This window comes from Streptomyces sp. NPDC050546, assembly GCF_044457425.1.
In the GTDB taxonomy this organism is placed as follows: Bacteria; Actinomycetota; Actinomycetes; order Streptomycetales; family Streptomycetaceae; genus Streptomyces.
Map to the genome: position 1 here is coordinate 347,424 of NZ_JBITGX010000004.1, position 13,320 is coordinate 360,743.

13 protein-coding genes are annotated in these 13,320 nt (G+C 71.1%); 8 read left to right on the forward strand and 5 right to left on the reverse strand.

Annotated features, from left to right (window positions below; all coding sequences use genetic code 11):
* Positions 1 to 19 precede the first annotated feature (19 nt).
* Entirely contained in the window at positions 20 to 988 is a 969-nt protein-coding gene (gene coaA / locus ACIBK5_RS12630; RefSeq protein WP_359887783.1) for a type I pantothenate kinase, read from the reverse strand.
* Positions 989 to 1,189: 201 nt separating this feature from the next.
* Here coaA and ACIBK5_RS12635 point away from each other — a divergent pair, with 201 nt between their 5' ends.
* The 3 genes from ACIBK5_RS12635 (at position 1,190) to glmS (ending at position 4,959) form a co-directional block, all read left to right on the forward strand.
* On the forward strand, positions 1,190 to 2,218 hold the full coding sequence (locus tag ACIBK5_RS12635) for an ATP-binding cassette domain-containing protein (RefSeq protein ID WP_399018831.1): 1,029 nt from the start codon (positions 1,190 to 1,192) through the stop codon (positions 2,216 to 2,218).
* Positions 2,215 to 3,024, forward strand: coding sequence for an ABC transporter permease (locus tag ACIBK5_RS12640; protein ID WP_399018833.1), 810 nt, complete (start codon positions 2,215 to 2,217; stop codon positions 3,022 to 3,024). The genes ACIBK5_RS12635 and ACIBK5_RS12640 overlap by 4 nt, the downstream gene beginning before the upstream one ends.
* Positions 3,025 to 3,111: 87 nt before the next feature.
* Positions 3,112 to 4,959 carry a glutamine--fructose-6-phosphate transaminase (isomerizing) gene (gene glmS / locus ACIBK5_RS12645; RefSeq protein ID WP_399018835.1) on the forward strand — a complete coding sequence of 616 codons (1,848 nt, stop codon included), beginning with the start codon at positions 3,112 to 3,114 and terminating at the stop codon, positions 4,957 to 4,959.
* Positions 4,960 to 5,042: 83 nt separating this feature from the next.
* On the opposite strand, the gene ACIBK5_RS12650 is transcribed toward glmS, so the two are convergent.
* Positions 5,043 to 5,390: a hypothetical protein gene (locus tag ACIBK5_RS12650; protein ID WP_399018837.1), complete on the reverse strand. Its 348-nt coding sequence runs from the start codon at positions 5,388 to 5,390 to the stop codon at positions 5,043 to 5,045.
* 47 nt (positions 5,391 to 5,437) lie between these two features.
* Positions 5,438 to 5,860, reverse strand: a complete 423-nt coding sequence (locus ACIBK5_RS12655) for a hypothetical protein (protein ID WP_399018839.1) — start codon at positions 5,858 to 5,860, stop codon at positions 5,438 to 5,440.
* Between the two features lie 308 nt (positions 5,861 to 6,168).
* On the opposite strand from ACIBK5_RS12655, the gene ACIBK5_RS12660 reads away from it, so the two are divergent.
* Complete coding sequence (locus ACIBK5_RS12660; protein WP_382489395.1) at positions 6,169 to 6,540, forward strand: holo-ACP synthase; 372 nt, start codon at positions 6,169 to 6,171, stop codon at positions 6,538 to 6,540.
* Positions 6,541 to 6,640: 100 nt separating this feature from the next.
* Here ACIBK5_RS12660 and ACIBK5_RS12665 read toward each other — a convergent pair whose 3' ends face one another.
* Positions 6,641 to 6,913 (reverse strand): hypothetical protein, encoded by a 273-nt coding sequence (locus ACIBK5_RS12665; protein WP_399018841.1) that lies wholly within the window; start codon positions 6,911 to 6,913, stop codon positions 6,641 to 6,643.
* A gap of 103 nt (positions 6,914 to 7,016) precedes the next feature.
* Positions 7,017 to 8,177 (reverse strand): hypothetical protein, encoded by a 1,161-nt coding sequence (locus tag ACIBK5_RS12670; RefSeq protein ID WP_399018843.1) that lies wholly within the window; start codon positions 8,175 to 8,177, stop codon positions 7,017 to 7,019.
* Positions 8,178 to 8,345: 168 nt separating this feature from the next.
* Between ACIBK5_RS12670 and ACIBK5_RS12675 the strand changes: the two genes are divergently transcribed.
* From ACIBK5_RS12675 to tsaE, 4 genes are all read left to right on the forward strand, one after another.
* On the forward strand, positions 8,346 to 9,818 hold the full coding sequence (locus ACIBK5_RS12675) for an NAD(P)H-hydrate dehydratase (protein ID WP_399018845.1): 1,473 nt from the start codon (positions 8,346 to 8,348) through the stop codon (positions 9,816 to 9,818).
* Positions 9,819 to 10,149: 331 nt separating this feature from the next.
* Complete coding sequence (alr, locus tag ACIBK5_RS12680; RefSeq protein WP_399018847.1) at positions 10,150 to 11,319, forward strand: alanine racemase; 1,170 nt, start codon at positions 10,150 to 10,152, stop codon at positions 11,317 to 11,319.
* A 107-nt stretch (positions 11,320 to 11,426) separates the two neighbouring features.
* Positions 11,427 to 12,686, forward strand: coding sequence for an alpha/beta fold hydrolase (locus ACIBK5_RS12685; protein ID WP_399018850.1), 1,260 nt, complete (start codon positions 11,427 to 11,429; stop codon positions 12,684 to 12,686).
* Positions 12,655 to 13,173 (forward strand): tRNA (adenosine(37)-N6)-threonylcarbamoyltransferase complex ATPase subunit type 1 TsaE, encoded by a 519-nt coding sequence (tsaE, locus tag ACIBK5_RS12690; RefSeq protein ID WP_391098934.1) that lies wholly within the window; start codon positions 12,655 to 12,657, stop codon positions 13,171 to 13,173. The genes ACIBK5_RS12685 and tsaE overlap by 32 nt, the downstream gene beginning before the upstream one ends.
* The last annotated feature ends 147 nt before the right edge of the window (positions 13,174 to 13,320 follow it).

Consider the following 13,320-nt stretch of genomic DNA (forward strand, 5'->3'; position numbering starts at 1 on the left):
CCGGCCTTTTCCCCGGGCGTCACAGCTTGCGCAGGCTGAGCCGCTGCACCTTGTGGTCGGGGCCCTTGCGTACGACGAGGGTGGCCCGGCCCCGGGTGGGGGCGATGTTCTCGACCAGGTTGGGCCGGTTGATCGTGCGCCACATCGTCTGCGCGTAGTCGAGGGCCTCCTCCTCCGAGACCTGGGTGTACTTGCGGAAGTACGAGGACGGGTTCTGGAAGGCGGTCGCGCGCAGCTTGCGGAAGCGGTTGAGGTACCAGCGCTCGACGTCCTCGACGCGGGCGTCGACGTACACGCTGAAGTCGAAGTAGTCGGCGAGACCGACCCGGGTGCGGCCGTCCTTGCCGGGCAGCGCGGGCTGGAGGACGTTCAGGCCCTCGACGATCAGGATGTCGGGGCGGCGGACCGTGAGCTTCTGGTCAGGGACGATGTCGTAGATGAGGTGGGAGTAGACCGGGGCCGTGACCTCGTCCTTGCCTGCCTTGATGTCGGCGACGAAGCGGGTCAGGGCGCGGCGGTCGTAGGACTCCGGGAAGCCCTTCCGTGACATCAGGCCGCGGGCTTGGAGCTCCTTGGTGGGCAGCAGGAAGCCGTCGGTGGTGACCAGCTCGACGCGCGGGTGTTCCGGCCAGCGTGAGAGCAGGGCCTGGAGGAGGCGGGCGACGGTGGACTTGCCGACCGCGACCGAGCCGGCGACTCCTATGACGAACGGGGTGCCGGACTGGGAGCCCTGTTCGCCCAGGAACGTGTTCAGGGCGCCTCGGAGGCCGTCGGTGGCGCCGACGTAGAGGTTGAGGAGTCTGGAGAGCGGGAGGTAGATGTCCCGCACCTCGTCGAGGTCGATGACGTCACCGAGACCGCGCAGTTTCTCGACCTCCTCGGCCGTCAGCGGGAGCGGCGTCTTGTCACGCAGCGCGCTCCACTCGGCTCGGGTGAGGTCGACGTAGGGAGTCGCCTCCGGCCGCTGCCGGTGGGCGCTCCGGGGCATCGAGGAGACCGGAGAGATCACAGTCCATTGTTACGGGCATACGAACGGACGGTGAGGTGGGATCCGTCACGCGAGGTATTCGCCGCGGTTCGCCCTTGTATGCGGGGAGAAAAACTGACACGGGTGGAATGTCAGTGGTATGCGTCACAGTTGTGGGAGGAGTGGGCCCGGTCCGGGGTCCGCGAACGCCTGGGGGTACCCATGACGTATGCGATAGAGGCGGAAGGCCTGGTCAAACGGTTCAAGGAGACCGAGGCGCTGGCCGGCGTCGACCTGGCGGCCCGCAAGGGCACGGTGCTCGGGCTGCTCGGGCCCAACGGTGCCGGGAAGACGACCGCGGTGCGGATCTTCGCGACACTGCTGCGCCCGGACGGAGGCAGAGCCCGGGTGGCCGGCCACGACGTGGTCAGGGAGGCCGGGGTGGTCCGCTCCCTCGTCGGGCTGACCGGGCAGTACGCGGCGGTGGACGAGAACCTGACCGGCACGGAGAACCTGCTGCTCATCGGCCGGCTGCTGGGTCTGCCGCGGCGGGAGGCGAAGGCGCGGGCGGGTGAGCTGCTGGAGCGGTTCCAGCTGACGCACGCGGCCGGGCGGGCCGCGAAGACCTTCTCGGGCGGTATGCGCCGGCGCCTGGACCTCGCGGCCAGTCTGGTGGGGCGGCCCAGCATCCTCTTCCTGGACGAGCCGACCACGGGTCTCGATCCACACAGCCGCGGAGAGCTGTGGGATCTGCTGCGCGGCCTGGTCGCGGACGGGGCCACCGCGCTGCTGACCACGCAGTATCTGAACGAGGCCGATGTGCTCGCCGACGACATCGTGGTGATCGACAAGGGCCGGGTGATCGCCGAGGGCACGCCGGACCGGCTGAAGGCGCAGGTCGGCGGGCAGGTGCTGGAGCTGCGGCCGATCGTCGGGCAGGACCTGGCGCGGGCGCACGCGCTGGTGGCCGGGGCCGCCGGGCCAGAGGCCCGGATCGAGGGCGAGATGGTCACCGCCCCGGTGAAGGACCCCGAGCTGATGCCGGCCGTGGTGCGCGCGCTGGACCGGGAGGGGATCGCGGTGGGGGAGCTGGCCCTGCGCCGCTCCTCGCTCGACGAGGTCTTCCTCGCCCTGACCGGACACCGAGCCGAGCCGGGCGGGCCCGAGGGGAACGGCGGGGCCGCCGTCCATGACGACGAAGAGACCGCCCGTGACGACGACGGGCTCGAGAAGGCGGTGAGCCGGTCATGACCGCCACCACGCTGACCGCGCCGGTCACCGCGTCGGGGCGCGTGCCGCCGCTCGCGGGGATGCGGCAGACCTTCACGATGGCCTGGCGGAGCCTGGTCGCCGTCAAGCACAACCCGCTCGAACTGGTCGACTACAGCATCACGCCGATCATGTTCGTGTTTCTCTTCACCTATGTGCTGGGCGGGCAGATGGCCGGATCGCCCGAGGCGTATCTGAAGTACGCGCTGCCCGGGATCATCGTGCAGAACACCCTGTTCATGACGATGTACACGGCGATGGCGCTCAACACCGACCTCACCAAGGGCGTCTTCGACCGGCTGCGCAGTCTGCCGATCGCGCGTTCCGCGCCGCTGATCGGCCGGATCACCGCGGACCTCGCCAAGCACCTCTGGGCGCTGCTGCTGATGATCGGCCTCGGCCTGGCGCTCGGCTTCCGCATCACCGGCGGATTCGGCGGGTTCCTGCTCGGGGCGCTGCTGGTGGTGGTGTTCGCCGCGGCCGTGTCCTGGAGTGCGGTGCTGATCGGGATGCTGGCCGGAGACGCGGAGAAGGTGCAGGCGTTCGCCTTCACGCTCATCTTCCCGATCACCTTCACCAGCAGCGCGTTCGTCGTCGTCGACACCATGCCCGGCTGGCTGCAGGCGTGGAGCGACGTCAATCCGGTCACGCATCTGTCCGACGCGTTCCGGGGGCTGCTGCTGGGCGGGGCGGTGGCGGAGCCGGTGCTGTGGTCGTTGGTGTGGGCCGCGGGGATCGCGCTGGTGTTCTATCCGTTGGCCATGAGGGCCTATCGGGCGAAGGTCTGATCCAACCCTTCGTACCCCGGTGGGAATTTCCGATTTCGGGCACGCAACGGCCGGTTCGGCGCGGGAATCGACCCTAAGCTGCCGCTCATGTGTGGAATCGTGGGATACGTGGGGCCGCAGTCCGCGCTCGAGGTCGTGATGGCCGGGCTGAAGCGGCTGGAGTACCGGGGGTACGACTCGGCGGGTGTCGCCGTGCTGGCCGATGGCGGGCTGGCGGCGGCGAAGAAGGCCGGGAAGCTCCTCAATCTGGAGAAGGAACTGGACGGCCGGCCGCTGCCGACGGGCACGACGGGCATCGGGCACACCCGGTGGGCCACGCACGGCGGCCCGACGGACTCCAACGCCCACCCGCACCTCGACAACGCGGGCCGGGTCGCCGTCGTGCACAACGGCATCATCGAGAACTTCGCCCTGCTGCGGGCCGAGTTGGAGGAGCGGGGCCACGAACTCGGCTCCGAGACGGACACCGAGGTCGTCGCGCATCTGCTCGCCGAGGAGTTCTCGTCGTGCGCGGATCTGGCCGAGGCGATGCGGCTGGTGTGCCGGCGACTGGAGGGCGCGTTCACGCTGGTCGCGGTGCATGCCGACGAGCCGGACGTGGTGGTGGGCGCACGGCGCAACTCGCCGCTGGTGGTGGGTGTCGGAGAGGGCGAGGCCTTTCTCGCCTCGGACGTCGCCGCGTTCATCGCCCATACGCGGTCGGCCATCGAGCTGGGACAGGACCAGGTGGTGGAGCTGCGCCGGGACGGCGTGACGGTGACCGGCTTCGACGGCCGCCCGGCCGAGGTCCGGTCGTACCACGTCGACTGGGACGCGTCGGCCGCGGAGAAGGGCGGCTACGACTACTTCATGCTCAAGGAGATCGCCGAGCAGCCCAAGGCGGTCGCCGACACGCTGCTGGGCCGGATCGACGGCTCCGGGTCGCTGACCCTGGACGAGGTGCGGATCCCCCAGGGGGTGCTGCGGGAGATCGACAAGGTCGTCATCGTCGCGTGCGGTACGGCCTTCCACGCCGGGATGATCGCCAAGTACGCCATCGAGCACTGGACGCGCATTCCGTGCGAGGTGGAGCTGGCCAGCGAGTTCCGGTACCGGGATCCGATCCTGGACGCGCGGACCCTGGTCATCGCCATCTCGCAGTCCGGCGAGACCATGGACACGCTGATGGCGCTGCGTCACGCCCGTGAGCAGGGCGCCAAGGTGCTGGCGATCTGCAACACCAACGGCTCGACGATCCCGCGCGAGTCCGACGCGGTGCTGTACACGCACGCCGGTCCGGAGGTCGCCGTGGCCTCGACGAAGGCGTTTCTGACACAGCTCGTGGCGTGCTACCTGGTCGCCCTGTACCTGGGGCAGGTGCGGGGCACCAAGTGGGGCGACGAGATCCGGGCGGTGATCCGGGACCTGTCCTCGATCGCCGGCGCGGTGGAGCAGGTCCTGGGGACGATGGAGCCGGTCCGGGAGCTCGCGCGCACACTCGCCTCCAAGAACACGGTGCTGTTCCTCGGGCGGCACGTGGGGTATCCGGTGGCGCTCGAGGGCGCGCTGAAGCTCAAGGAGCTGGCGTACATGCACGCCGAGGGGTTCGCGGCGGGGGAGCTGAAGCACGGTCCGATCGCCCTGATCGAGGAGGACCTGCCGGTGGTCGTCGTGGTGCCGTCGCCGCGGGGGCGGTCCGTGCTGTACGACAAGATCGTGTCCAACATCCAGGAGATCCGGGCGCGAGGGGCTCGGACGATCGTCATCGCGGAGGAGGGGGACGAGGCCGTGGTGCCGTACGCGGATCACCTGATCCGGGTCCCGGCCACGCCGACCCTGCTTCAGCCGTTGGTGACCGCGGTGCCGCTCCAGGTGTTCGCGTGCGAGCTGGCGACGGCTCGCGGCAACGATGTGGACCAGCCCCGGAACCTGGCGAAGTCGGTGACGGTGGAGTGAGGGCGGCGGAGTGAGGAAAGGGGCGAACGGCTGTGCGCCGTTCGCCCCTTCACCGGCCGGTCAGTGGTCGGCCGGTCGGGCGATCACCAGTTGATGCAGGTCTTCGGGACCCAGCCGTTCACTTTGTCGCCGCCGTAGTACCACTTGTTGCTCTTCTTGCCGCAGGCCTTGTACGAGCCGCCCTTGTACGCCTTGCCGTCGTTGCAGATTGCGCCCCTCTTGCCCTTGCCCCAGATGCCGACGGCCGTGGCGGACGTCTTCGGTGAGGTGCGGACGTTGACGGTCTGCTTGGCCTTGACGTTGACGATCGCCTTGCTGCAGTCCTTCGGCGGAGCCGCGGCGGCGGTGCCGGCCGTGGCGACGGTCCCGGTGAGGGCCGTGGCGAAGAGGACCGCGGCGGTGGCGGCGGTTCCCAGCGACCTGAACTTCATCGGTGTGTTCTCCCCGTTGTGTGCGGTTGTGCGTGGCGGCGCGCCGGTCAGGAGTGGCCCCACTTGTACTTCAGCGTGTAGTTGGCACCGTTGGTGAACTTCAGCGTGCCGCTGCCGCTGCTCACGGTGTGTGTGCCGATGACGTCGTCCGGGTCGGGACCGTCCTGCTCGATGAGCTTGATGGTCGCCTTGTTGGTGTGGACGTACCGGTGGATGGAGACCTTGTCGCCCGGGTCGAAGAACTCGGTGAGGATGTTCTTTCCGTTGACCTCGATCCGGAGCTCGTCCTGGTTCCAGTCCTCGGTGTCGTTGCACTTGATGGAGTCCAGGTAGATCCACTTGCCGGAGGCGGCAGAGGTGCTTGCCTGGGCGGTTCCGCCGGTGTTCGCCTGGGCGGTCCCGCCGGTGAGAGAGACGAGTGCCAGAGCGGCGATGCCGGCGGCGGCGGACGTACGAATCCTGCGCGTCATGTGATGCTTCGCTTTCCCCGTTTCGGTGGGTCAGAGCCCCGTTCGTGCGCCACGAAGCCGGCCCAACTCGCCGTGCTGCGGCGGAGTTCGGGTCGTGTGGTCGCACGTCCCTGATCCGGAATCGGACCGTACCAGACTCGTCGTGTCCTCGACCTTCATTTCTGCGAACGAAAACGAAGGGTGGATCATGTGTGTGAGCTGCGGTGATGGTGTGGAGATTTGCGGGTTGATATGCCGCGTGCGGCCATGTGGAATCGCCGGGAGCGGACCGGCCGGAGGGGGCGGGCGCTGACCGTAGGGTGCTCGGCATGAGCATCATCGGTGTGGGGATCGACGTGGCGGAGATCGACCGGTTCGCGGCGTCGCTGGAGCGGACGCCCGCGATGGCCGGGCGGCTGTTCGTGGAGGGGGAGTTGCTGCTGCCCAGTGGGGAGCGGCGTGGGGTTGCCTCGCTCGCCGCGCGATTCGCCGCCAAGGAGGCGTTGGCCAAGGCGCTCGGGGCTCCGGCCGGGCTGCTCTGGACCGACGCGGAGGTGTATGTGGAGGACAGTGGGCGGCCGCGGCTCCGGGTGAGCGGGAGCGTGGCCGCGCGGGCCGCCGAACTCGGTGTGCGGTCCTGGCATGTGTCGCTCAGTCACGACGCGGGGGTGGCCTCGGCGGTGGTGATCGCGGAGGGGTGACCCGGGGTTGCGCGGTGGCCGGGGGTTGCGCGGTGACCGGGGGGCGGTGACCCGGGGTTGCGTGGTGACCGGGGGTGGCGCCGGCGGTTCCGCTCCCCGGCTAGGACATGCCCCCGATGAGTACGACCGTGCCGAGGAAGCCCAGGGCGCCGAGTGTCGTGCCCGCCGCCGAGCTCCACATGCGGCCCACGCCCTGACGGGCGTAGTGCATGCCCATGGTGCCGAAGGTGACGGCGAGAGCGCCGGCGATCACCGTCCAGGGTATGAGGAACGCCCAGGTGCCCGCGGCGGAGAAGGCGCCGAGGGCGAGTGCGGTGGGGCCCAGGGCGGTGGCGGGTGTGTCGGTTCCCTCGGGTGTGGTCGCGTTGCTCATGGTTCGGGCCCCCGTTTTGAACGAGTTCAAATCCTTGGGTTCAGCATAGGGCAGAGCCCCCGCCGGTGGTGGCGCGGGGGCTCTGCGCGGTCGTGCGTACCGTTCAGCAGATCGACTGGCTGGTGTTCACCCGCGTGATGTTGCGGAACGTCGTGTTCTCGCCGCACGGGCTTTCCCTGATGGCCGAGTTGGTGACCGTCAGGTTCTGGACGGTGATGTCCTTGTTGTTCGGGAACTCCGAGCGGGCGGCCAGGCGCAGTTCGCCGCCGCCCGTGATCGTGCCGCTCTGGGCCGCCAGAGTGACGTTGTAGCAGTTCTCGATCAGGACCGAGTTGTTGCCGGCGCTGGAGAGCGTCACCTTGTTGATCGTCGCCCCGCCGCTCTCCGAGACGCAGAACACGCCGCGTCCGCCGCCACGGGCGATGACCTCGCCGACGCGGATGTTGGTGGGGTAGCCGCTGCCGATCCGGCCGTTGCGGTTGGCCATGCGGAAGGCCGCGTAGCCGGTGCCGGTGCCGGCGTTCTCCGCGTCGACCTTCGTGACGTTGGCGTTGATCGTCTGGTTGAGCAGCAGTCCGGACTCGCCCACGTTGCGGGCGGTGACCGTGCCGATGGTGAGGCCGTCGACGCCATAGGTCTCGACGGCGTGGCTGGACGCGCCGGAGACGTAGACGTTGTCGATACGGACGTTGCGCGTCCACTGGCTGGTGTCGCCGCGGTTGTCGATACGGACGCCCAGGCCGCGGGAGAGGCGCATGTCGATCTGGCCGAGCACCACGTTCTGGACGTTGCGCAGGAAGACGCCGTAGAGCGGGGTGCCGGTGAGCTTGAGGTTCTGCACCTCGATGTCGCGCGTGCCGCGGGAGTAGACCGGGGCCTGGTCGCCCGAGCCGCTGCCGGTGACGTTGATGGTGCCGCAGACGTCGAGGACGGTGTAGCTCGGGAGGGAGACGCGGGAGCCCGCCGAGATCGAGCCGGAGCCGCGGACGACGACCCGTTCCTTCGAAGTGCGGCCCGCGGTGAGGCTGTTGACGGCCGCCTGGACCGCCGCGCGCATGTCGGTGCCGGTGTAGACCGTGCTGCTGCCGCGCCGGGCGGTCCAGTTGGCGCCGTTCTGCACGGCCTCGGCCTGGTAGGAGCCGTCTCCGCAGGCCAGTGCCCGTGCGGGAGTGGCGGTGGCGGTGGCGGGAGCGGTCAGGGTGCCTGCGGCGACCAGAACGGTGGTGGCGCCGGCGGCGGCCAGTAATGCGGCTCTGCGTCCCATGGGGGCCTCGGTTTCGTCGGACAGTGGGGGGTGTGAAGCTGTGCAAGCGCTTTCTTCGCGGCCGGGAGTCTGGCAAAGGGACGGCAAAGCGTCAATGGGCTCGACACGGTTCGGAGTTGCGCGAGATACGTGCGAGTGGTCCGGCGGTCGTACGGGAAACTCGACCGCATGCGGAGTGCGTACAGCGTGGACACGGTCAGGACCGCCGAACGGGAGCTGATGGCGCGGCTGCCGGAGGGGGCGTTGATGCAACGCGCCGCCGCCGGACTCGCCGCCGCCTGCGCCGACCTGCTCGGGCGGGTGTACGGCAGCCGGGTCGTGCTGCTGGTCGGGAGCGGTGACAACGGCGGTGACGCGCTGTACGCCGGGGCCCGGCTGGCCCGGCGCGGAGCCGGGGTCACCGCTGTGCTGCTCGCTCCGGAGCGTGCGCACGCGGCGGGGCTCGCGGCGTTGCGGCGGGCCGGGGGGCGTGCGGTGGATGCCGGGCGTGCGGTGGATGCCAGTGGGGCCGTGAGTGGCGGTGGCGGTTCCGTCGAGGAGCTGATCGAGGGGGCGGATCTCGTCCTCGACGGCATCGTCGGGATCGGCGGGAAGGGCGGGCTGCGGCCGGACGCCGTGCCGCTGGCCGCCGCCGCCGGGCGGGCGCGGGGTGCTGTGGTCGCCGTCGATCTGCCGAGCGGGGTGGACGTCGACACCGGGCAGGTGCGCGGCGTCGCGGTCCGGGCCGATCTGACGGTGACGTTCGGGACGCACAAGCCGGGCCTGCTGATCGATCCGGCGCGCGAGTACGCCGGGTCGGTGCGGCTGGTCGACATCGGCCTCGAGCTGCCGGTCGAGCCGGAGCTGGAGGCGTTGCAGCACGCGGACGTGGCGCGGCTGCTGCCGGTGCCCCGGGCCGAGAGCGACAAGTACCGGCGGGGTGTCGTCGGGATCGCCGCCGGGTCGGCGCGCTACCCGGGCGCCGCCGTGCTGGCCGTCTCCGGAGCGCTGCGGGGCGGTGCCGGGGCCGTGCGCTACGTCGGGCCTGCCGGGGACGCCGTCATCGCACGGTTTCCCGAGACGCTCGTGTCGGACCAGGGGCCGAAGCGCGCCGGGCGGGTGCAGGCGTGGGTCGTCGGGCCGGGGGCCGGGGACGACGCGGCGACGGTGGGGGAGGTGCTGGCGGCGGACGTGCCGGTGCTGATCGACGCGGACGGGTTGCGGCTGGCCGACGCGGAGGCCGTACGAGGGCGGAGGGCTCCGACGCTGATGACGCCGCATGCCGGGGAGGCGGCGGCGCTGCTCGGTGTGGAGCGGGGTGAGGTCGAGGGGGCCCGGCTGGCGGCGGTGCGGGAGCTGGCGGGGCGGTACGGGGCGACCGTGCTGCTGAAGGGGTCCACGACGCTGGTCGCCGACTCGGGGGGCGGGGCGGTGCGGGTGAATCCGACGGGGACGTCCTGGCTGGCCACGGCGGGGAGCGGGGACGTGCTGTCCGGGCTGGCGGGGTCGTTGCTGGCGGCGGGGCTGTGTGCGGTGGATGCCGGGAGTGTGGGGGCGTATGTGCATGGGCTTGCCGGGAGGCTGGCGGCGGATGGGGCGCCGGTGGGGGCGCATGATGTGGCGGATGCGGTTCCTGTGGCTTGGCGGAATGTTCTTGGCTGAGTGACTCGTGGGGTGTGCGGGTGGGTGGGGTTGCCGTGGGGGTGGGGTCGCCCCCTCCGCCCCTTCCCGTCCCGAATCCGGGGGCTGCCGCCCCCGGGCCCCCGCTTCGGCCTGAACGGCCTCGTCCTCAAACGCCGGACGGGCTGGAAGGTGGGGGCTGGTGTCCCTGGGCCCCCGCTTCGGCCTGGACGGCCTCGTCCTCAAGCGTCGGACGGGCTGGGAGTGGGGGCTGGCGTCCTCCAGGCTCGGGTTTGGTCTCGAGCGTCGGACGGGCTGATATTGCGGGGCCGCTGACCCGGCAGTGTCAGGGGGCTCTGAGACACTGTTCGCGATGAGCGAGAGAACAGCCCCGCGGACCGCGTTCTTGCGGGCCCGGGCCGAGATCGATCTGGCCGCCCTGCGGGCCAATGTGCGGGCCCTGCGTGCCCACGCGCCGGGCGCGGCCCTGATGGCCGTGGTGAAGTCCGAGGCGTACGGCCACGGGGCTGTGCCGTGCGCCCGCGCTGCGGTCGCCGCCGGGGCGGACTGGCTGGGTACCGCCACGCCCGAGGAGGCCCTCGCCCTGCGGGCGGCCGGGCTGCCGGGGCGCATCATGTGCTGGCTGTGGACGCCCGGCGGGCCCTGGCGCGAGGCGATCGAGGCCGATCTCGACGTGTCCGTCAGCGCGATGTGGGCCCTGGACGAGGTCACCGCGGCGGCCCGGCTCGCCGGGCGGCCCGCGCGGGTGCAGCTCAAGGCCGACACCGGGCTGGGACGCAACGGCTGCCAGCCCGGTGACGACTGGGCCGGTCTCGTCAGCGCGGCCCTGCGGGCCGAGGCCGAGGGGCTGCTCAGGGTCACCGGGCTGTGGTCGCATCTCGCCTGTGCCGACGAGCCCGGACATCCCTCCATCGCCGCCCAGCTCGGCCTCTTCCGGGAGATGGTCGCGTACGCCGAGGAGCGGGGCGCCCGGCCCGAGGTCCGGCACATCGCCAACTCGCCGGCCACGCTCACCCTCCCCGAGAGCCACTTCGACCTGGTCCGCACCGGCATCGCTACCTACGGCATCTCGCCCAGCCCCGAGCTGGGCACCCCGGCCGACTTCGGGCTGCGCCCGGTGATGACGCTGTCCGCCTCACTCGCCCTGGTCAAGCACGTACCGGGCGGGCACGGGGTCAGCTACGGCCACCAGTACGTGACCCCCGGCGAGACCACCCTCGGCCTGGTCCCCCTGGGCTACGCGGACGGCATCCCGCGGCACGCCTCCTCCGCCGGACCGGTCCTGGTCGAGGGCAAGTGGCGCACGATCGCGGGACGGGTCGCCATGGACCAGTTCGTGGTGGATCTGGGCGGCGACGCGCCCGCGGCGGGCGCCGAGGCGGTGCTCTTCGGGCCCGGGGACCGCGGCGAGCCCACCGCCGAGGACTGGGCCCAGGCGGCCGGAACCATCGCATACGAGATCGTGACCCGGATCGGAACGCGCGTTCCTCGCGTCTATGTGAATGAGGAACAGGACGGGTAACTCGCACAGGGTGCCGTCACGCGAGAAACGACAGGCACCCTGGCAACACCAGCACCATCCGACCCAGTGAGTCACCCGATGAGAACCCCGGCGAAGAGGAGCGGTACGTGAGCGAGAGCAGTGCGGAGGCCGTCGCGAACGCAGCCTCCGCGGCCGTCGCGGCCTCCGCCGCGGGGGCGGCGGGAGGCTGGCGCCGGGCGACCGGCATCGCAGGCGTGGCGATAGGTGTGGTGGCCGCGGGCGCGGCCGCCGGTGTCGCCCTGGAGCGGATGACGGTGGGCCGGGGCATGCGCCAGAAGGCCCGGCTCGCCCTGGACTCGGCGGGACCCTACGGCTCGCTGCGCGGCATGCCCGGCAAGGCGTTCGCCGACGACGGTACGGAGCTGTACTACGAGGTCGACGACATCGACCCGGAGGCCGCACCCGCCGCCATCGGCCCGCGCCGCCGACGGCTCTTCGGCCGCAAGGCACCCGCCCCCGTCACCGTCGTCTTCAGCCACGGCTACTGCCTCAGCCAGGACTCCTGGCACTTCCAGCGGGCGGCGCTCAGAGGCGTCGTGCGGACCGTGCACTGGGACCAGCGCAGCCACGGCCGGTCCGCGCGGGGCGTGGCGCAGGGGCGGGACGGCGAGCCTGTCACCATCGAGCAGCTGGGCCGCGACCTCAAGGCCGTCATCGACGCGGCCGTCCCCGAGGGGCCGATCGTGCTGGTCGGCCACTCGATGGGCGGCATGACGGTGATGGCGCTGGCCGACGAGTACCCCGAGCTGATCAGCGAGCGGGTCGTCGGGGTCGCCTTCGTGGGGACGTCCTCGGGGCGGCTCGGCGAGGTCAACTACGGGCTCCCGGTCGCCGGCGTCAACGCGGTGCGGCGGGTGCTGCCCGGCGTGCTGAAGGCGCTGGGGCAGCGGGCCGACCTGGTGGAGAAGGGGCGCCGGGCCACCGCTGACCTGTTCGCCGGGATCATCAAGCGGTACTCCTTCGCGTCCCGGGACGTGGATCCGGCCGTCGCCCGGTTCGCCGAGCGGATGATCGAGAGCACGCCGATCGACGTGGTCGCCGAGTACTACCCGGCGTTCAACGACCACGACAAGACCGAGGCGCTCGAGTGCTTCGCCGACATGCCGGTTCTCGTCCTGGCCGGGGTGCAGGACCTGGTCACACCCAGTGAGCACAGCGAGGCCATCGCCGATCTGCTGCCGGACGCCGAGCTGGTACTGGTGCCGGACGCGGGGCATCTGGTGATGCTGGAGCACCCGGAAGTGGTCACCGACCGTCTCGCCGACCTGCTCACCCGCACGGGTGCCGTGCCCGCAGGGGCTACCGTGAAGGGCTATGGAAGCACCAGCACCGCACAGCCCGGCTGAGCCCGGATCCGTCCAGATCACCGTCACGTCCCCCGAGCAGATGCGGGAGCTGGGCCGCCGGCTCGCGAAACTGCTGCGCGCGGGTGACCTGGTGATGCTCAGCGGAGAGCTCGGCGCGGGCAAGACGACGCTGACCCGTGGGCTGGGGGAGGGGCTCGGCGTGCGCGGTGCCGTCACCTCGCCGACCTTCGTGATCGCCCGGGTGCATCCCTCGCTGGGCGACGGGCCGCCGCTGGTCCATGTCGACGCCTACCGGCTCTCCGGCGGTCTCGACGAGATGGAGGACCTCGACCTCGATGTCTCGCTGCCCGAGTCCGTGATGGTCGTGGAGTGGGGCGAGGGAAAGGTCGAGGAGCTGACCGAGGACCGGCTCCAGGTCGTCATCCACCGCGCGGTGGGCGACACGACCGACGAGGTACGCCAGATGACGATCACCGGTGTGGGCGAACGCTGGGCGTCGGCGGACCTGAGCGTGCTCGCCGCGTGAGGTCGTGGGCCGCGTACGTCGTGTCGTGAGCCGCGCACGTCGAGTCGTGGGCCGCACACGTCGAGTCGTGAGCCGCGTACGTCGTGGTGTGCGGTCTTTTGATGAACGTTCCGACAAGACGTCGGCAAGATGTTGCGTTTGGCGTCT

Bases quoted from the DNA above. Each gene is read 5' to 3' on its own strand.
- ACIBK5_RS12655 (WP_399018839.1), bottom strand. From the start codon at position 5,860: ATGACGCGCAGGATTCGTACGTCCGCCGCCGCCGGCATCGCCGCTCTG.
- ACIBK5_RS12660 (WP_382489395.1), top strand. From the start codon at position 6,169: ATGAGCATCATCGGTGTGGGGATCGACGTGGCGGAGATCGACCGGTTC.
- ACIBK5_RS12665 (WP_399018841.1), bottom strand. From the start codon at position 6,913: ATGAGCAACGCGACCACACCCGAGGGAACCGACACACCCGCCACCGCC.
- coaA (WP_359887783.1), bottom strand. From the start codon at position 988: ATGCCCCGGAGCGCCCACCGGCAGCGGCCGGAGGCGACTCCCTACGTC.
- ACIBK5_RS12650 (WP_399018837.1), bottom strand. From the start codon at position 5,390: ATGAAGTTCAGGTCGCTGGGAACCGCCGCCACCGCCGCGGTCCTCTTC.
- ACIBK5_RS12635 (WP_399018831.1), top strand. From the start codon at position 1,190: ATGACGTATGCGATAGAGGCGGAAGGCCTGGTCAAACGGTTCAAGGAG.
- glmS (WP_399018835.1), top strand. From the start codon at position 3,112: ATGTGTGGAATCGTGGGATACGTGGGGCCGCAGTCCGCGCTCGAGGTC.
- ACIBK5_RS12675 (WP_399018845.1), top strand. From the start codon at position 8,346: ATGCGGAGTGCGTACAGCGTGGACACGGTCAGGACCGCCGAACGGGAG.
- alr (WP_399018847.1), top strand. From the start codon at position 10,150: ATGAGCGAGAGAACAGCCCCGCGGACCGCGTTCTTGCGGGCCCGGGCC.
- ACIBK5_RS12670 (WP_399018843.1), bottom strand. From the start codon at position 8,177: ATGGGACGCAGAGCCGCATTACTGGCCGCCGCCGGCGCCACCACCGTT.
- ACIBK5_RS12640 (WP_399018833.1), top strand. From the start codon at position 2,215: ATGACCGCCACCACGCTGACCGCGCCGGTCACCGCGTCGGGGCGCGTG.
- tsaE (WP_391098934.1), top strand. From the start codon at position 12,655: ATGGAAGCACCAGCACCGCACAGCCCGGCTGAGCCCGGATCCGTCCAG.